General features: G+C 51.8%; 18 protein-coding genes and 1 tRNA gene. 5 read left to right on the forward strand and 14 right to left on the reverse strand.

Features of this window, described 5'->3' with window-relative positions; translation table 11 throughout:
* Positions 1-14 precede the first annotated feature (14 nt).
* Positions 15-1,163 (forward strand): cysteine desulfurase family protein, encoded by a 1,149-nt coding sequence (locus RHOLA_RS05455; RefSeq protein ID WP_338050484.1) that lies wholly within the window; start codon positions 15-17, stop codon positions 1,161-1,163.
* Positions 1,164-1,168: 5 nt separating this feature from the next.
* On the opposite strand, the gene RHOLA_RS05460 is transcribed toward RHOLA_RS05455, so the two are convergent.
* Entirely contained in the window at positions 1,169-2,011 is an 843-nt protein-coding gene (locus RHOLA_RS05460) for a VOC family protein (RefSeq protein WP_038502988.1), read from the reverse strand.
* A 38-nt stretch (positions 2,012-2,049) separates the two neighbouring features.
* The gene (locus RHOLA_RS05465; RefSeq protein ID WP_227818773.1) at positions 2,050-3,276 is read right to left on the reverse strand and encodes an FAD-binding domain-containing protein; all 1,227 of its coding nucleotides are present in this window, start codon (positions 3,274-3,276) and stop codon (positions 2,050-2,052) included.
* A 39-nt stretch (positions 3,277-3,315) separates the two neighbouring features.
* Here RHOLA_RS05465 and RHOLA_RS07485 point away from each other — a divergent pair, with 39 nt between their 5' ends.
* Complete coding sequence (locus RHOLA_RS07485; RefSeq protein WP_265101186.1) at positions 3,316-3,447, forward strand: hypothetical protein; 132 nt, start codon at positions 3,316-3,318, stop codon at positions 3,445-3,447.
* A gap of 193 nt (positions 3,448-3,640) precedes the next feature.
* Here RHOLA_RS07485 and RHOLA_RS05470 read toward each other — a convergent pair.
* A tRNA-Lys gene (locus tag RHOLA_RS05470) sits at positions 3,641-3,713 on the reverse strand.
* Between the two features lie 89 nt (positions 3,714-3,802).
* Between RHOLA_RS05470 and bcp the strand changes: the two genes are divergently transcribed.
* Positions 3,803-4,276, forward strand: coding sequence for a thioredoxin-dependent thiol peroxidase (gene bcp, locus RHOLA_RS05475; protein ID WP_038502990.1), 474 nt, complete (start codon positions 3,803-3,805; stop codon positions 4,274-4,276).
* On the opposite strand, the gene RHOLA_RS05480 is transcribed toward bcp, so the two are convergent.
* A complete protein-coding gene (locus RHOLA_RS05480; RefSeq protein ID WP_051636316.1) occupies positions 4,273-4,692 on the reverse strand; it encodes a hypothetical protein in 420 nt (139 codons plus the stop codon). The two genes, bcp and RHOLA_RS05480, sit on opposite strands and share 4 nt — an antisense overlap.
* A gap of 168 nt (positions 4,693-4,860) precedes the next feature.
* On the opposite strand from RHOLA_RS05480, the gene RHOLA_RS05485 reads away from it, so the two are divergent.
* Positions 4,861-5,109 (forward strand): WhiB family transcriptional regulator, encoded by a 249-nt coding sequence (locus RHOLA_RS05485; RefSeq protein ID WP_038504091.1) that lies wholly within the window; start codon positions 4,861-4,863, stop codon positions 5,107-5,109.
* 48 nt (positions 5,110-5,157) lie between these two features.
* Here the strand turns inward: RHOLA_RS05485 and RHOLA_RS05490 are convergent, their stop codons facing one another.
* The 4 genes from RHOLA_RS05490 to RHOLA_RS05505 form a co-directional block, all read right to left on the reverse strand.
* Entirely contained in the window at positions 5,158-6,630 is a 1,473-nt protein-coding gene (locus tag RHOLA_RS05490; RefSeq protein WP_038502993.1) for a sensor histidine kinase, read from the reverse strand.
* Positions 6,631-7,491 (reverse strand): CpaE/TadZ family protein, encoded by an 861-nt coding sequence (locus tag RHOLA_RS05495; protein ID WP_051636317.1) that lies wholly within the window; start codon positions 7,489-7,491, stop codon positions 6,631-6,633.
* The gene (locus tag RHOLA_RS05500; protein WP_144239028.1) at positions 7,484-8,053 is read right to left on the reverse strand and encodes an SAF domain-containing protein; all 570 of its coding nucleotides are present in this window, start codon (positions 8,051-8,053) and stop codon (positions 7,484-7,486) included. The genes RHOLA_RS05495 and RHOLA_RS05500 overlap by 8 nt, the downstream gene beginning before the upstream one ends.
* A gap of 76 nt (positions 8,054-8,129) precedes the next feature.
* Positions 8,130-8,678 carry a hypothetical protein gene (locus RHOLA_RS05505; protein WP_038502997.1) on the reverse strand — a complete coding sequence of 183 codons (549 nt, stop codon included), beginning with the start codon at positions 8,676-8,678 and terminating at the stop codon, positions 8,130-8,132.
* Between the two features lie 102 nt (positions 8,679-8,780).
* On the opposite strand from RHOLA_RS05505, the gene RHOLA_RS05510 reads away from it, so the two are divergent.
* Complete coding sequence (locus RHOLA_RS05510; protein ID WP_051636318.1) at positions 8,781-9,248, forward strand: Rv3235 family protein; 468 nt, start codon at positions 8,781-8,783, stop codon at positions 9,246-9,248.
* 8 nt (positions 9,249-9,256) lie between these two features.
* Here the strand turns inward: RHOLA_RS05510 and secA are convergent, their stop codons facing one another.
* From secA to mtrA, 6 genes are all read right to left on the reverse strand, one after another.
* Positions 9,257-11,923: a preprotein translocase subunit SecA gene (gene secA, locus RHOLA_RS05515; protein ID WP_038503000.1), complete on the reverse strand. Its 2,667-nt coding sequence runs from the start codon at positions 11,921-11,923 to the stop codon at positions 9,257-9,259.
* Between the two features lie 205 nt (positions 11,924-12,128).
* Positions 12,129-12,764 carry a ribosome hibernation-promoting factor, HPF/YfiA family gene (gene hpf / locus RHOLA_RS05520; RefSeq protein WP_051636319.1) on the reverse strand — a complete coding sequence of 212 codons (636 nt, stop codon included), beginning with the start codon at positions 12,762-12,764 and terminating at the stop codon, positions 12,129-12,131.
* 49 nt (positions 12,765-12,813) lie between these two features.
* Positions 12,814-13,503 (reverse strand): ComF family protein, encoded by a 690-nt coding sequence (locus tag RHOLA_RS05525; protein ID WP_038503003.1) that lies wholly within the window; start codon positions 13,501-13,503, stop codon positions 12,814-12,816.
* Between the two features lie 58 nt (positions 13,504-13,561).
* The gene (locus RHOLA_RS05530; protein WP_038503005.1) at positions 13,562-15,244 is read right to left on the reverse strand and encodes an LpqB family beta-propeller domain-containing protein; all 1,683 of its coding nucleotides are present in this window, start codon (positions 15,242-15,244) and stop codon (positions 13,562-13,564) included.
* Complete coding sequence (mtrB, locus tag RHOLA_RS05535) at positions 15,237-16,838, reverse strand: MtrAB system histidine kinase MtrB (protein WP_051636320.1); 1,602 nt, start codon at positions 16,836-16,838, stop codon at positions 15,237-15,239. Before mtrB ends, RHOLA_RS05530 begins: the two co-directional genes overlap by 8 nt.
* Positions 16,839-17,516 (reverse strand): MtrAB system response regulator MtrA, encoded by a 678-nt coding sequence (mtrA, locus tag RHOLA_RS05540; RefSeq protein WP_038503006.1) that lies wholly within the window; start codon positions 17,514-17,516, stop codon positions 16,839-16,841.
* Positions 17,517-17,529 lie beyond the last annotated feature (13 nt).

Genomic DNA, 17,529 nt, shown 5'->3' on the forward strand with positions numbered 1-17,529 from the left:
GTCACAAACAGATAATGAATTTAGACATGATTTACCTAGACATGATTTACCTAGACCATGCAGCTACTACCCCGGTCAAGCCTGAAGCGCTTCAGGCAGCTTGGCCTTGGCTGACCAGTGATTTTGGTAATCCGTCCAGCAGTCACGAACTTGGACACCGCTCCGCTGTGGCACTGGAACAAGCTCGCGCAACAGTGGCCAAGTTTTTCAATGTGCGGGCAAGTGAAGTCACCTTTACCTCCGGAGGCACCGAGAGCGACAACCTGGCAATTATTGGTTTGGCTCTAGCCAATCCACGTGGAAAACACATCGTAAGCGCACGCACGGAACACGAAGCCGTGCTTTCCGCCCTTGATTTTCTTGAGCGCATGCACGACTTTGAAATTAGCTGGCTTGAGCTTGATGAATTTGGCCAGGTGTTAAATTTTGAAACTGCGTTGCGCCCAGACACCACGCTAGTTTCGCTAATGATTGCAAATAACGAGATTGGCACTGTGCACGACATTGCTCATCTGACCAATGAAGCGCACAAGGTAGGCGCGCTTTTTCACACCGATGCCGTGCAAGCGGTAGGTTGGATCGACCTGGACGTTAAGAAGCTTGGAGTTGATGCCCTAAGCATTTCAGGCCACAAGTTTGGTGCGCCAAAAGGCTCTGGTGTGCTGATTCTGCGTGCTGGCGCTAAGGCCGAGCCCTTGATTCACGGCGGCGGCCAAGAATCTGGGCTTCGCTCAGGAACAGAAAACGTAGCCTGGGCAGTTGCGATTGCAACAGCGTTGGAATTGCTTGCCCCGGTTGATGAAGAGGCACAGCGGGTCGCCAGGCTGCGCGACGAATTTATCCAAAAAGTTCAACAGCTGGTTCCAAGCGCAAAACTAACTGGTCACCCAATAAATCGTTCGCCCAACATTGCATCATTCACACTGCAAGGAGTTAGTGGCGAGGCAGTCCTGCTGGAACTAGAGCGCAAAAATGTAATTGTTTCAAGTGGCTCGGCATGCGCTGCAGGTAGTGACGAACCATCACATGTCTTAGTAGCTATTGGTGTTGAAACGGAGATCGCTCAGACAGCAATTAGATTTAGCCTGGCTCATGAGACAACTGCCGATCAACTAGATGCGGCAGCGCATGCCCTGGCCGAATCGGTCGCAAACTTTATCTAGCCAAATTACTGGACCGCGCTGAGGCTAACTTGGTTTCCCCAAGGGTCATCTAGGTGAATGGTTTGACCGTCGTTTCTAAGGTCAACCTTGTTGTGCGAGAGTCGATCGGCAACCTCGCCGAGCGTATCGGTGTTGGGAAGAATTATTGAGACATCACGAAGCCCAAGAGTTGGCTGGCGCATACCGGCACCGCGACTTCGCCAAATATTCATAGCCATGTGGTGGTGGTATCCCCCGGCGCTAACAAAAAGTGCAGTTCCACCCCAATTCAAAGTGACATCAAAACCAAGTTTGTTCACGTAAAAATCTTGCGCCTGCTCAATTGACCCCACGCTCAAATGCACGTGACCGATATTTGAAGCGCTGTCATCAACGCTGGCTGGCAAATTTTCACGCAGATAGGCGTTGGGATCCAAACCAAAGGTACCCATCTCAATTTGGCCGTGCTTCCAAGACCAGTTGGTGCGATCGCGATCCCAGTAGAGTTCTACGCCGTTGTTTTCAGGGTCGTCAAAATAAAACGCCTCGCTCACCAGGTGATCTGCGCTACCAGTGAATGACCCCGGATATTTTGCAGCCACCGATGCAACCGCGTAGGCCAACTGTGCTTTGGTATCGAACAGGAAGGCCGTGTGAAATAAACCGGCTTGATTGTCGCTGGCGTGCTTCATCTCTGGAGAGTGCTCAAGGATCAGTGCGGGATTGCTGCCGCGGCCAAGAATCGCCGAACCCGCTACCTGGGAAATAAGATCCAGGCCAACGGCGTCGCGGTAATAGGCAATCATGCGATCAAGATTTTCAACTCGCAGCGTTACCGCGCCCATAGATAGATTTGCTGGCAAACTCATGTATTTAGTCTAGGGGGGCTAGACAAAATTTGTCCAGTTTATTTTTGAATTTTTTGCCAGGCAGAGAACGATTGGATGTTGCCATCTTTGGGCTCTCGCAGCCACGGGAACGGGTGCAACTGCGCGAGGCTCTCAAACTTCGCAAAACTAGGCACGGGCGCAAAGGTCACGGCAACCTTATTTTGACTTGCGTATGAGTAAGGGTCGCCAAGATAAACAGTTAGGTTTCGGCGCTCGGATAAATCCTGAAGAGTTTCCAAATAAAAGTGAATTCGCTTCGCCGATAGTTGCAATTTAGCTAGCGCATCCCGATTGAAAACAAAGACAACCGGCAAATCTGGATTGGCAACCAAAGCAGGGTCGGCATCGCCCATGGAATCAATCGTCAATAAAACCTCGTTTGGTTCGTCACGAGTGATTACCGTTGACGGCCCGCTTGTAATAATCAAATTAGGGTCACGCTTGAGCAAATCAATCGGCGGCACACTGCGTGCCTCAACTTCAGCCGGAAAATTTTGGATTGGGCAGTTCTTCTTTAGTGGACACTTGAAACACAAGCCGGGTGCTCTTTTTTCAACTTGCCAGCGTGCAAAACCATAGGGCTTTCCTGCCGAACCAACGGTCCACTGCCAACCAAGTAGGTTTGCCGCACGCGATCCATCCAACAGATGTTGATACATGCGCTCTTGGCCATGCAACCAACCCACACCATTGCGAACAGTCCAGTGCGAAGCCAGCCACATTCTGGTTTGGTTGACCAACCAACCATCCTCTTCGAGTTCCGAGACCACCATCTTGATGCAGGACATGTCTAAGTTCCAGCCGTCACCCTGGCCATCACGATTTTGTTCGAACCTTAGGTTCTCGAAGAATTTGGTGCCAAGTCGCGCGTATAGATGGCGAGCATATTCTTGCCAAAGTAACTCATCGCGGTATTTTTCACGATCCTTTGCCGGTGCCCCTTCGACGGCATCCCAAACCTGCTGAAGAGTCAAGAGATTGTGCCGAATGTAGGGTGACAAAACCGTTGCCCCACGACGATTTTTTGGAAGCACCTCGGATCGATCGTCGGCATAGCGGCGAATGTCTAGGTTCTGAAGCGCAAGATTCGCCGCTGACTGACCGCCCCTGATTGAGCTCTTGGGCCCGCCGGAATGTAGCCCAGCAAAATTCTGTTCAATTATTTTTGAAGAATCTTGATTGATTTCGATACGAGTCAGCACACCTGGCTCAACTAGCCAGCCGAGGTGCTTATTCCTAGCCACCAAAGCAATACGATGGATTTACTAGATGAAAGGGCTCCAATGGAAAGCAACTTTGAACTGCCAATCAACGAAGTTACCGTCTTGCTTGGGCTAGGCGCCGTTGGAATCATCACCGTAATTAGCCTGTTTCTGTACCTGGTCGTCGACGCCGTGTTCGGCAAGGAAAACTAGAGTCCGAATTCCCGCAAAAACTAAAAAAGACGCCTCTCAGCGTCTTTTTCTTTTGCTAATTCGTTGAACTCATTTTCAGCGCACAAGCTAAAAAAGACGCCTCTCAGCGTCTTTTTCTTTTGCTAATTGGTTGAACTCATTTTCAGCGCACAAGCTAAAAAAGACGCTTGTCAGCGTCTTTTTCTTTTGCTTGTGCGCCCCCCGGGACTTGAACCCGGAACCCACTGATTAAGAGTCAGTTGCTCTGCCGATTGAGCTAGAGGCGCGAATCACGCCGAAACAGCGCAACGAGATAAAACTTTAGCACAAACCCAGCCTCTTTCTGGGCCGTAAATTGGCGTCTAGAATTGGACTTATGAGCGCAGAAAACAAGCTAGTAGAGGGCGCCAAGGCGCCTGCTTTCAAGGTTTTGGATCAAGACGGCAAGAAGGTTTCACTGGCCGATTACAAGGGCCACAAAGTCATTCTGTATTTCTACCCTGCAGCCTCTACCCCTGGTTGCACCAAGGAAGCCTGTGACTTCAACGACAACCTAAACCCATTCAAAAAGGCTGGCTACACAGTTCTCGGCATCAGCCCGGATGCGCCAGCGAAGTTGCTCAAATTCAAAGAAAACCAGGACCTGAACTTTTCGCTGCTTAGCGATTCAGACCTTGAGGTACACAAACTCTATGGAGCGTATGGCACCAAGTCCATGTACGGTCGCACCTACGAGGGTGTAATCCGCTCGACGTTTGCGATTGATGATAAGGGCAAGATCACCCTGGCTCTTTACAACGTCAAAGCAACCGGTCACGTGGCCATGTTGAGAAAACTGCTTGGCATTTAGTCTTCGGAAACTGGTTCGTCGTCACTGCCCATTGTGGCCGCAACTACTTTTTTACTGAACAGTAATCCAAGCACCAACACCGATGGCAAGATCAGGCTCCAGCCGATTGCTTGACTGCCGAATTGACCACTGAAACTTCCGGTGGCAACAGCAAGCTGCACCAGTTGCCAAAAAACACCGCCCGATCTGGCCCAACGTTTGCGCTGGAGCAAGGAAAAACCCACAAAAATTACCCATGCTGCCGCGGCGGTAACTAGGGCAAATAAAGCCACGGAGGTCAAGAAGCTCCTGGTTTCCCCAGAGAGCAACGCAAGGCCCAATCGGGCGGCCAGGAAGCCCACAAACGCACCTTCAGCCCAGAGCAGAATGCTGGCAAAAACCAAGCCAGCAGGGGCTTTATCAGGCTTTATAGTCATGTCTTCCTCAATATTGGGTCTTGCCATCCGGGGGTCCGTGTGGCACGATTTTTACAGGAAAGAAAACCGCTTATTTAGCGTAAATCACCTTTTAGTGGTTCGTTTTCACCTCGTTTGACCATTGGTCAAAGCATCACACGACATAAAGGAATAGCGTCATATATGGACATGAATTGGCTAAACGAATCACGTTGCCTAACCGAAGATCCGGAACTATTTTTTCCGGTAGGTAACACAGGTCCAGCAGTTGACCAGATCGAACAGGCCAAGGCCGTTTGCCGCGAGTGCGGTGTATCTACTCAATGTCTTGAGTATGCAATCAAAGAAAACCAGGACACCGGCGTTTGGGGCGGTCTAAGCGAAGACGAGCGGAAGTCTCTGAAGCGCAAGTACGCCCGAGCAAGACGAGCCGGCTAGACCAAAGTATTAGAAAATCCCACCCCAGTTTGCGGGTGGGATTTCTTTTTATAAAGGCACCGATATTGCCACGCGGGCCCCACCCTCAGAAGGCGAAGACCAGTGGATGCTGCCGCGAAGTTCACCCTCAATCAGGGTGCGAATAATCTGGGTACCAAGGCCGGCACCAACCTTGCCGTCGGTCAGTCCCTTGCCATTGTCGGAGACGGTAATCAGCAACTGCTTTTGCTTGCGCTCGGCATTTACGGCAACCACTCCGCTTCTGTCAGCAAGACCATGCTCAACCGCATTGGTCACGATCTCAGTCAAGGCAACCGCAAGCGGGGTGGCAATCTCACTGCGCAGCTGACCAAACTTTCCATCAATCAGAGTCTTGATTGAGGTGTTTAGGCTTGAGGCCACCTCGGTGGCGAGCATCAGGATTCGATCGAAGACTTCATCGAAGTTCACGTCTTGATTTAGACCTTCACTAAGGGTGTCATGCACCAGGGCAATCGCTGAAACGCGGCGCATGGCCTGTTCGAGTGATTCTTTGGCTTCGGCGCTCTGGCTTCGGCGCGATTGAATGCGAAGCAAACTTGCCACGGTTTGCAAATTGTTTTTCACGCGGTGGTGAATCTCGCGGATGGTTGCGTCTTTGGTGATCAGCTCGCGCTCCTGTTTGCGCAATTCGGTTGCATCGCGGCACAGCACGATTGCGCCAACGCGCTTGCCCGCTGCTTTGAGTGGAATTGCACGCACGGTAAGAGCCACGGTGCGCGATTCCATATCGGTGCGCCAAGGAGCACGACCGGTTAGCACCAGCGGCAGCGACTCATCAACATTTTTACCCTTGAGAATTGGGGTAGATGCCTCGGCTAACGACTTACCCTCAAGCTCCCCCACGATTCCCAAACGATTGAAAGCCGATAGCCCGTTTGGGCTGGCAAACAAAACTACGCCATCTTCATCAAGACGAAGCAGACCGTCGTTAGCGCGCGGTGCTCCGCGGCGAGGTCCGGTTGGGTTGCTGAAATCCGGAAAGTTTCCCTCGGCAATCATTACCAGCAGGTCATTACCGCAGCCAAGGTAATTCAGCTGCAGTCGGTTGGGCATGATTACCTCAGTCAGATTTGTGTGACGTGTGACCACTGCGATTGGTTCTGGAGTGACTTCATCTGACTTGGTAGAAAGTTTGCGCCGCACAGGAACTGCACTCAAACGCGTGGTGGTTCCATCTGCTCCGGCCTGAGCCTTGGTGTCCACGGTTTGTCCGGTTTCAAATGCCTGCTTAACCTGAGCTGCCCATTCTTTGCGAATAGGTTCGCCGCTGATGTCGCGATAAAAAATTGTCGCGGCCGATGATGGTCGTGCGTGACCGGCGGCGACAAAACCGCCATCGGGGGTTGGCAACCAAAGAACAAGGTCGGCAAAGACCAAGTCGGCAACTAACTGCCAATCGGCGAGCAATAGGTTAAGCCACTCGATGTCGGCGTGCGAGGCACGACCGTGGGCTTTGTTTAACTCGCTAAGTACTGACACCTAACCGAGTTTAGCGATTGCCCTCCTGGTCAATCTGCCCTGAAGTTTGCTTTGCTCACCAAGCACCTGGGTCCGGCAAAAAAGGGCAAGAGCCAGCCTTGCCTGTGAAGATCGCTTGCCCACGGTAATCGGTAGACATTCACGAATGGCTAGGTCTGCCGCTGCTGGGTCGTCTGGAATGAATCCGCTTACGCTAATCTGCCCCAAACTAGACAGCGTCTCGGCAATTTGCTGTTTGGCTGATCCACCTAAAACTGAGACGCGAAGTCGATTGACCACGGTGAGAACCAAACCTTTGGGTTGGAGTTCGGCGACCTGAGTCATGGCCGCCAAGTATCGAGCGATTGAAACCGGATCTGCCCCGCACACGGCAATTACCTTATCTGCGTACGTTACTGCCCACCTGGCTACAGCGTTCCTATCAACCGAGCTAGCCAGGGCACCCACGCCGCCACTGAGGGGTGAGGCAACATCCAAAACGACGAAGTCAAAAACTTTACTGGCCACCATTATCAAGTCGTCAATTTTTTCGGAACTTACTTCTGCCCAGCGAGATTCGGAGCTCAGCCCTGTCATAACGGTTAGGTCGCCGCTGCCAAGCGTTAACTTGGTACTCAAACGCTCAAGCTGTTCCATGTCAAAACGATCCTGGCCAACTAGCCGACAGGCGGCAGCCAGGCCCGCGGGGTGTTCGCGAAGCCCAAGCAAAACATCCAAACTGGGGGCATAAGTATCGGCATCCAACAGGAAAACCCGCTTACCAGCATCGGTTAATTCGCTGGCGATACTCAAGGCAATCGCACTCTTGCCAGGTGAACCCAGCGGCGACCAGACCGTAATTAACTGAGCGTCACTACTCATCAGCGAGAGTTGGTCGTAGCACTAGTGAAAGCTTTGAACCCGAAGACATTGCTCCCAAAACCGGACCCACAGCTTCAACCGGAACCCACAGCTCTACATCCGGTCCGGAATTGTTAAACATCTCTGTTTTCTCGAGCAGTCGGGCGACTTCAGCGCCGAGCACAAGCGCGTACGGTTCGCCAACCAGATTTTCATCATCGATAGGCGTCACCCAAATATCCACCGACGCCCCTGCGATCAATCCGGACGAGAGACCCATGGCAGAACTCACAACAAGCGGCACTCGCTCATCGATCACGGCGCTGGCCAGCATGCTTTTGGGGATTAGCTGCCCCTTGCGCACCGGACCAAGCAAATAGCCGCCGCTTGGCAAGTCACCCACTGACAGGTAGTTTCCAGCCGTGATGCCAAGGTTTACTTGAGCGGTTGCCGAATCAGCCAGAGCTATGGGGCTCCCGGCTGGCAGGTCGCGGCCGGCAACCAAGTATTCGCTGGTCTGATTGTTGGCGACAATGACTGCGTTCACGCCCAGAACGGACGAAGTAAGCAACAAAATTGCCAAGACAAGATTTCGCAACCTTATCCGGTGTGGTGATTTTAGATTTCTAACTTTGGCCATGGTTCCAGAGAACTAAATGCTAAAAATCGCCGTTGAGATTATCCACAGATTCAATACTCAGTTGTTCGAGCGCAGCTATTGGCACAGCAATCGGCCGCGATGCGCTTACTCCCGGCTGGGTATCGGTGTAAATGAAAAGTAAATTTGCCGTGACACTGTGCAATTGACCGCTGCGCACAAAATCATCGGCCCCGGCAATCCGCCACCTAATTGAACATGGGGTTGGCAACGTTTTGAGTATTCCAGCAAAATCGAGTGCAAAATTTCGCAGCTTGGGCAACTGGGGGTCTCCCTCTGAATGAAAGACCACTCTAAAAATGGTGCGCATCGGAAAGATATGCCAAATCGGGTTTACCGCATCAAGACCGGCCATAAAATCAACACCGATAATTGGTGCAATCAATTCGCGGGGCATCAATGACGCAGTTCTTAATTCGATTGCTCGAGCGTTATCGGTGAAGTTATCGCGAAGTTTCCGAATTGACTCCGCTGCAAATTGAGCTTCAAGATCCTCAAAGATATCTTCTATGTGCATCCAGAAATTATTTGCTGAGATTTTGCGATGCACAAAAGTTATGCACAAGTTTAAGAATTCTCTTGTGTCCGGACATAGACCGGTCTAGCGTAAAAAATCTCAGGAAAGTTTCCTGTGGGAAAGAGTGGGGGAATCATGTCTTCCAAGGAAGAAAACAAGGAATCAGATAACCAAGCAAGACAGCAAAAACCAAAGAAACAGCGCATCAAAAACCTAGTTCAGGCCGAGGACTACTTTGGCCCGCAGTACAACAAAACCTCGGAATTACCCAACCCAGAAGCCAGCCTGCAGCTGCTTGCCACCGGGGTTGTCGAGGTGATTGCCGGCACCAGGCAGATCGATCAACTTGCGCGGCTGCTTTCAGACGAGGTCTATCAAAGACTCTCCCGACGCGCCATCGAGGCCAGGCAGTTGCGGGATGCCACCGGCCAGAAAACGCGCTATCAAAACTTTTCAATCCGGAACATGATGAACACCTCGCCCAGAGATGGCGTTATCGAGTCGGTGGTTTTATTGAACGCACAGCGCAGAACGCGTGCAGTGACAATAAGACTCGAAGGCATCAACAATCGCTGGCGAGCAACAGCCGTTAGCGTGCTCTAGCGAACTACTTACCTAAAGAACGAGCTACCCTGACCATTGGCAGGCTTCTGCTGCTGGTTAGGGTTTGGCTGGCCGCTTTGCTCACGAGGCTCATTTGCCCCGTGTGCCTCAGCCGCGCCGTCTTCGTTCGGAGCAATGTAAGTCAACTTCGATGGGTCCACCGGCGATGCTGACGGAGCAACCTCAACTTCAATGTTGAACAGATAGCCCACAGACTCTTCCTTGATGGCACCCATCATCTGCTGGAACATGCCATAACCCTCACGCTGGTATTCAACTAGCGGGTCACGCTGTGCCATTGCACGAAGACCGATTCCCTCTTTTAGGTAATCCATCTCGTAGAGGTGATCGCGCCACTTGCGGTCAACCACAGAGAGCACCACGCGACGCTCAAGCTCACGAAGAGCTTCGGCACCGATAGTTGCCTCACGCTTTGCGTAAGCAAGCTTGGCATCGCTAATCAGTTCACGGGTCAACCAGGCCCTGGTCAGCTTTGAACGGTTGCCCGCCTCGGCAAGAACCTCGCTGATCTCTAGGCCAACTGGGTAGATTGCCTTGAGGTCTGTCCAGAGGGCGTCAAGATCCCAGTCGTTACCAGCGTTGTCTGAAACATGGCCCTCAACGATTGCGTCAATAGCATCCTCTAGGAAAGACTGAACGCGCATCGCGATGTCATCACCCTGAAGAATGTGACGGCGATCGTTGTAAATCGCTTCACGCTGACGGTTTAGAACATCGTCGTACTTCAAAACGTTTTTACGAATCTCGGCGTTACGACCCTCAACCTGTGACTGTGCGCTTTGGATTGCACGGCTAACGATCTTTGATTCAATCGCGGTGTCATCAGGAACCGATGATCGGTTCATCAACGATGCGGCAGCGCCTGAGTTGAACAGACGCATTAGGTCATCTGTTAGTGAAAGGTAGAACCTAGACTCACCCTTGTCACCCTGGCGACCGGCACGACCGCGAAGCTGGTTGTCAATGCGGCGAGACTCGTGACGCTCTGTTCCCAAGACGTAAAGTCCACCAACCTCAAGTACCTTCTCGGCCTCAATGGCAACGGCTTCTTTAATCTTGGCAAACTCTTCTGACCAAGCTGCCTCGTAGGCCTCTGGGTTTTCGTCTTTGTCTAAACCAAGTTTGCTCAATGCTTCAACGGTTAGGAACTCTGCGTTTCCACCAAGCATTACGTCAGTACCACGGCCAGCCATGTTGGTGGCAACGGTAACCGCACCTAGGCGACCGGCCTGGGCAACGATTGCTGCTTCACGTGCGTGGTTCTTAGCGTTAAGAACCTCGTGACGCACTCCCTCTTTTGCAAGGAGCTTCGAAAGATATTCGCTCTTCTCGACGCTGGTGGTACCAACCAAAACTGGCTGACCCAACTTGTGGCGCTCTGCAATGTCGCGCACCACCATGTTGAATTTGATTTCTTCGTTCTTGTAAATCAAATCAGGCTGGTCGATGCGGATCATCGGTTTGTTGGTTGGAATTGGAACCACACCAAGCTTGTAGGTTGACATGAACTCGGCCGCTTCTGTTTCTGCGGTACCGGTCATACCCGATAGCTTGCTGTAAAGACGGAAGTAGTTCTGGAGAGTTACGGTGGCTAGGGTTTGGTTCTCAGCCTTAACCTCAACGCCTTCTTTTGCCTCGATTGCCTGGTGAATACCCTCGTTGTAACGACGGCCCGCCAAGATGCGGCCGGTGTGTTCGTCAACAATTAGCACCTCGCCGTTCATCACGACGTAATCTTTGTCGCGCTTGAAAAGTGCCTTGGCGCGAATTGAGTTGTTCAAGAACGAAATCAGCGGGGTGTTTGCCGACTCGTAAAGGTTGCCGATACCTAGGTAATCCTCAACCTTGGCAATACCCGGCTCAAGAATTCCAACCGTGCGCTTCTTTTCGTCAACTTCGTAGTCAATAACCGGCTGTAGTTTTTCGGCGATCTTGGCGAACTCGCCAAACCAGCGGTTTGCCTCTCCCGATGAAGGACCAGAGATAATCAGCGGTGTGCGAGCCTCGTCAATCAGAATCGAGTCAACCTCGTCAACGATTGCAAAGTAGTGGCCACGCTGAACCATGTCCTGTTGCTGCCAAGCCATGTTGTCGCGAAGGTAGTCAAAACCAAACTCATTGTTGGTTCCATAAGTAATGTCTGCAAGATACTGCTCGCGACGAACGTTTGGGTCCTGACCAGAAATGATGCAACCGGTAGTCATGCCCAGGGTGCGGAATACGCGACCCATCAAATCTGACTGGTAACTAGCCAAGAAGTCGTTGACCGTAATAACGTGCACACCGCGGCCAGCAATGGCATTTAGGTAGGCAGGCAGAGTTGCTACCAGGGTCTTACCTTCACCGGTGCGCATTTCGGCAATGTTGCCTAGGTGAAGCGCGGCACCACCCATGATCTGAACGTCAAAGTGACGCATACCTAGGGTGCGTTTTGAAGCTTCGCGAACAGCCGCAAAAGCCTCAGGCAGCAGGTCGTCTAGGCTCTCTCCGGCAGCGTAGCGCTCACGCAAGACAGTGGTCTCGTTAGCCAGTTCTTGGTCTGACAGGCTGCTGAAGTCCTCTTCAAGGGCATTTACAGCAGTCGCGTAGTTGCGTAGCTTTGCCAGCAGGCGTCCTTCGCCAGCGCGCAGGACTTTATCGATGATTGATGCCAAGATTTTGCTCCATACCGGTCAGTTGGTTCTGGGTTCAATCTTAGGCGAAAGCCCCCGGCCGGGTTCGGCCGAGGGCTGATGCTCAGAAAGCTCTAAGAAAGCGTGATTACGCCCTAAGAGGCGAACTAGCCTCTGAGCTAGAACGAGCTACCCATTCAAAGTGATTACGCCCGCAGAGGCGACCAAGCGTCTGCGCTTGAGCGAGTTACCCATTCAGGGTAATTACGCCGTAATTCCAACCCTTGCGGCGGTACACCACACTGGGCTTGCCGGTCTCAGAGTCTAGGAATAGGTAGAAATCGTGGCCGATTAGTTCCATGTGATACAGGGCGTCATCAACCGTCATGGGTGTTGCCTCAAACTCCTTGCGGCGAATCACCACCGGACTCTCGCCCATGTCTGGTGCCTCTGGCTCGCTAATTGCCGCAGCTGGGGCACCCTTGCCAAGCAACAGGTCTCCATCGGCTGGTCGAATGTCTAACTCGGCAAAATCGTGCGCGGTAAGTTCACTGGTGCCAATCGAGCCGTGGTGGCCGTGATGAACTTTTCGACGGTCGCTTGCGCGGCGAAGGCGCTCAGAGAGTTTGCCCAGAGCAATATCAAAGGCGGCGAATTTATCGGATGCCTGCGCCTCGGCGCGAATAACATGTCCGGGCTCAAAAACGGTCAGCTCAACCTGGTCTTCTGGTCCGGTATTTCGACTGTGGTCATGTCTGGTCACTTTGATATCTAGTGACTGAACCTTGTGCCCCAATTGCTCAACTTTGTGGGTTCGATCGGATACGTACTCTCGAAAGCGATCCGAGACGGTGAGGTTGCGGGCTGTGATTTTGACTTCCATGATGACCTCATATCTACGGGCAACTTTGCCCGTGAATGAAAGGTATACCTTAAACGGATTTCTCGCTGACGTTTTGGCGATTTCTAGGCAAGGTTTCAGCAAAGGCTACAAAACCTATGACCTCCACCCCCGCGCTGGTCAAACACCGATAGGCCTCGGCCATGGTTGACCCGGTGGTGACGATGTCGTCAACCAAAATCACCCGCGGGCCGTCACCGAAATCCCTGGGCAACTTGGCCACCATTGAACCCACCAAATTGATTCGTCGATCTTGACCGCCGAGCGACGCTTGGTCGGCGACCAAGTGCGAAAAAGAAAGTATCTGTTTCACCGGCAGAAGGAATTTGCAATCCTTGGCAACCTGCCTAGCCAAGGCTTTGCCCAAAACCGTTGCCGGTTCGAATCCTCTAGCCGTAAATGATTTGCGCTTGCTTGGAATGGGAACTAGATAGGTATTTGCCAACTCAAAGTTTTGCAGCGCCTTAGACATCGCAGGGGTCATGACTTTTGCAAGAGCAGTTTGGTGACCCTCTTTGTATTCGTGAATTATCTTGGCGATCTCTGGCGTGTATTCGCAGGTTGCGAAACCGGTCAAATGATTTACCTGGTGGCGAGAAACTTTATTTGGCGCAAACCTAAATTTCTGCAGGCAATCCGAACAGACACTTGAACCGGTCGCTGCACAAATTATGCAGGAGCTTGGCAGGAAAAGATTCAGCAGTTCTTCAAAGATATCCACATCGCATGCTCGCAGAGCAGACTAACTATTTCTGGTTGCTACCTAAAGCTGTGGATTACTAGTTGCCAGGGTACCTAAGGGCGTCCACATTGGTAGCCACAAGAACCCAGTTTGAGCCCCGGAACTGATACATCGCTTGATCCTCGTCAAGGATGAAAACGGATGAGGCCTGACCAGATCCAACCATTGTTTGACCACCTCGAATGGGAGTCAGGGATCGTGTTCCTCCGCCAACCATGGCAACTAACGGCTGAGCGTATCCGTCAACCAGATCACCAAGCACGCCAATCCGAATGTTGTCCAACCAGGTGACTGACTGAGCGCTGATTTGGCCGGCAGGTTTTATTGGTGCACCAAATCCAGTTGGGTTTCCTTGTTTGTCACGAATTACCGGAGCTACATACACAGAACTGTTTTCCTTGGATCCGGTAGCTACCACGATTCGGCTTCCCTCGCCGCTAATTGAGAAGCTCCGTCGATCAAGGTTAGTTAACCAACCAGAAGAGAAAGGAACTCGATTACCGTCTGCGTTGAAAACTAAAATCTGGCGTTCGCCACTCTTTGGAATTATCCAGGAGTAGCCATTGGAATCTAGGACCGGTGATAGGTAGCCTGTGCCAGCGGCAAGGATTCTTGGTTCCTGAACAATTTTGTCCAGCTCAGTTTTGATGATTCCATCTTTTGTTGTCAGTAGCACTGTTTTTTCAAGCGAGTTAGTTGCAAAGTCGACCGCGTTGTATTTGGTTAGTAAATTCTTTGATCCCTTGATTTCAGCCGAACCCAAACTATCCATGTGAACCAAGGCTTGGAAATACATGGCCACCGGGTTTACGATTTGGTTTTGTGGATTCGAGAAATTCCAAGAGTTTGCATCCAGGGCGCTTCGCTGCACAGTGACATTTACCGAGTAAACGCTGTTGAGCTGAATTAGCGTCTCGCGAATCTGGGTCTGCATTAAGCGGCGCTCTGAAGCAGAAGCCTCCAACGCTTTCGACGACAGATCCACGGTCGCGATGCCATCGGCCACCGTCACGGTGCCAAGGCTTAGTTTGGTACCGGATGGAATGGTGGAACGCACCGCAGGGCTCAGCCAATCGCTTGGACCACCAAGCAGCGCAGCTACCAGGCGTGTGCTGGTAGACGCCCTAGATGGGAACCAACGCACATCTGGAACTAGTTGCTTGAGTTGGTTGTCGAAGAAGTACAGGGCGTACGCCTTGAAAACCACGTCAAAAACCGGACGAATCACGCTGATCAAATTAGGCGCAGAGATGATGCGCCACTCCCCAGCCTCTTTGCTCATCTTGATACGAACAAACTCTTTACTTCCGGCCGGCATCGCCTGGTACTGACCACGGTCATTGATCTTCGCCGCGATCGGAACAACCACCGTGGCGGAATCATCGACTGAAAAAGTTATCGATGGGTTGCCATCCTGAATCAAGACCTCGTTGTTTGGATCCCACTTAGCCCTGAAACTTGATGACAAATATGATTTTGCAACTTCATAGTCGTTTTGCGGTCCGGTTCCAGCGTTCAAGAAACCAAGCACGATTTCCTCTTGAGTTGCTCCTTCGACTGGCCCCGACGGCGAGTAGTAGAGGTAGTCGGTCTCAAGTCCTGCCTCTACGTTTGGCCCGGTCTTGATTTCTCCGCTTTTTGGAAGTTGAGCACATGCCGTGGTGCCAATCAGCAGCAGCGATGTGAATCCGGCAAGCATAATTTTCAAGAGCTTATTCATTGTTGGCACCTGCCTGACGCGACTTCTTTAGTTTCTTGGCCGGTGGAAGCGGTAGGGGCGACTGGGTGAAGACCATCCCCTGGCGGCGTGGCAGTGTCAACCTAAATGAAGCGCCCTCGTTTGGCTTAGCCCAGACCTGCAACCAACCGCCGTGCAGGTGAGTATCTTCAAGTGAAATCGCCAAACCCAGTCCGGTTCCACCGGTGGTGCGCTTACGAGCCGGATCGGCGCGCCAGAAACGGTCAAAGACTCGGTCAACCTCGGCGCGACTCATGCCAATACCTGAATCAGTCACGCTGATCGCAACAGCCGAGTCACTCATGCCAACTGCAACACCGATAGGCCTGCTCTCTCCATGCTCGATTGCGTTCGCCAATAGATTTCTAATCAATCGCTCAATGCGACGGCCATCGATTTCAGCATCCACCGGACCACTTGGGATATCTACCTCGATGACGGAACCTCGACTCTGCGCCAGTGGCTCAAGTCCTGCGATTGCGGACCCAACAACTCCGTTGACATCTTGTATTTCAAAATCGGCAGCAACCGCACCCGCGTCATATCTAGAAATTTCAAGTAGGTCGTTTAGCAGAACTTCAAAGCGCTCGATTTGATCGTGCATTAACTCGGCAGATCGTTTTGCCGCGGGTTCAAGTTTTTCACGGCTGGCAAAAATAATGTCGCCAGCTAACTTGATAGTGGTCAGTGGTGTGCGCAGCTCATGAGAAACGTCAGACACGAAGCGCTGTTGCATTTTTGAAACGCTGGCAAGTTTTGTAATTTGCTTTTGCAATGAGTCAGCCATGCGGTTGAAGGATCTCGCAAGAATTGCGATGACGTCCTCGCCTCGCTCGGTAAGGCGGCGATCAAGCGCTCCCTCAGCAATTTCCTCAGAAACTTCAGCAGCCACCTGCACCGGCTTGACCAACCAGTTAGTCACGAAGAAGCTAACGGTACCAATCATGAACAAAAGAATTAGCATGCCCCAGAACAGAATGCTCTGCACAAAATCCAAGGTTTGTTGCTCTCCGTTTAGGTCAAAGACTAGGTAGAGCTCGTACTTTCCGGCCAATGGAATTTCAATTGGCGAGCCCACCACAATTCCGGGATGCACCGATCCATTTGGTTGGGTCAGCCCAACCGACTGATAGGTAAGTTTTCCACTGGAGGCACGCACCTGAGTCTTTAGGTCCGCGGGAATTACCGCTGTGTCTAGATCAGCGGAAATTGGACTCTGCAGAATTTGAGCCCCCACCTGGCCGGGGGTTCTCAGCAGTGCAATTTTGCGAGAGTCAATGGTGCCCGAAGACTCCAACGACGGAACCACGGAGTTCAATAGAGTCTGCAATGCGATTTCATCGGTGACCGTGGATGCCGAGAAAGTGTTCTGAACTTCTACCACGCCGCGCTCGGACTCGGAAAGGATTTGCGTGACTCTAGTTTGATAAAGACCGTTTCCGATTGAGTAAGAGAGAAAGCCTCCTACGATTAGCAGCGCAATGCCTGAAAGCACAACGGTCGTAAAGACAGCTCGAACCTGAAGGAATCGGCGAAAAAGACCGAGCGCCCAATCGATGGCGGCTCGTAATTTCATTTAGCCCTGGCCAGCCTTGTAGCCAATACCGCGAACAGTGGTGACAATTTTTGGATTGTCTGGATCATCTTCAATCTTTGAACGCAAACGCTGAACGTGAACATTAACCAAACGAGTGTCAGCTTTGTAGTGATAACCCCAAACAGTTTCCAGAAGCATTTCGCGAGTGAACACCTGCTTTGGCTTAACCGCGAGGGTAAGCAACAGGTTGAACTCAAGCGGAGTAAGCAGAACCTTTTCTCCTCCGCGGCGAACTTCGTGCCCAACGATGTCTAGAGTGAGTGGCCCAATCTGAATGGTGTCTTCAGACGCGCCTGCAATCGGACGAAGGCGCGCACGGATTCGAGCCAACAGAACAACTGGATCGAAAGGCTTAACCACGTAATCATCAGCGCCCGCCTCTAGACCACGAACCACGTCATCGCTCTCAGTCTTTGCGGTGAGCATGATGATTGGTGTTCCAGAAACTGAACGGATCTCTTCACAGACCTCGATGCCGTCTTTACCCGGAAGCATCACATCTAGCAGCACAAGATCTGGTGACTCAGCCTTGTAAGCATCTAAGGCACCAGATCCGGCATCGTGAAAACAAACGTTGAAGCCCTCTGACTCAAGAACAATGCCCACCATCTCGCGAAGCGCGTTATCGTCATCGACGACCAGGATCTTGTGTGGCATTGTGTTCCTCGTA

This window comes from Rhodoluna lacicola (genome assembly GCF_000699505.1).
GTDB lineage: Bacteria > Actinomycetota > Actinomycetes > Actinomycetales > Microbacteriaceae > Rhodoluna > Rhodoluna lacicola.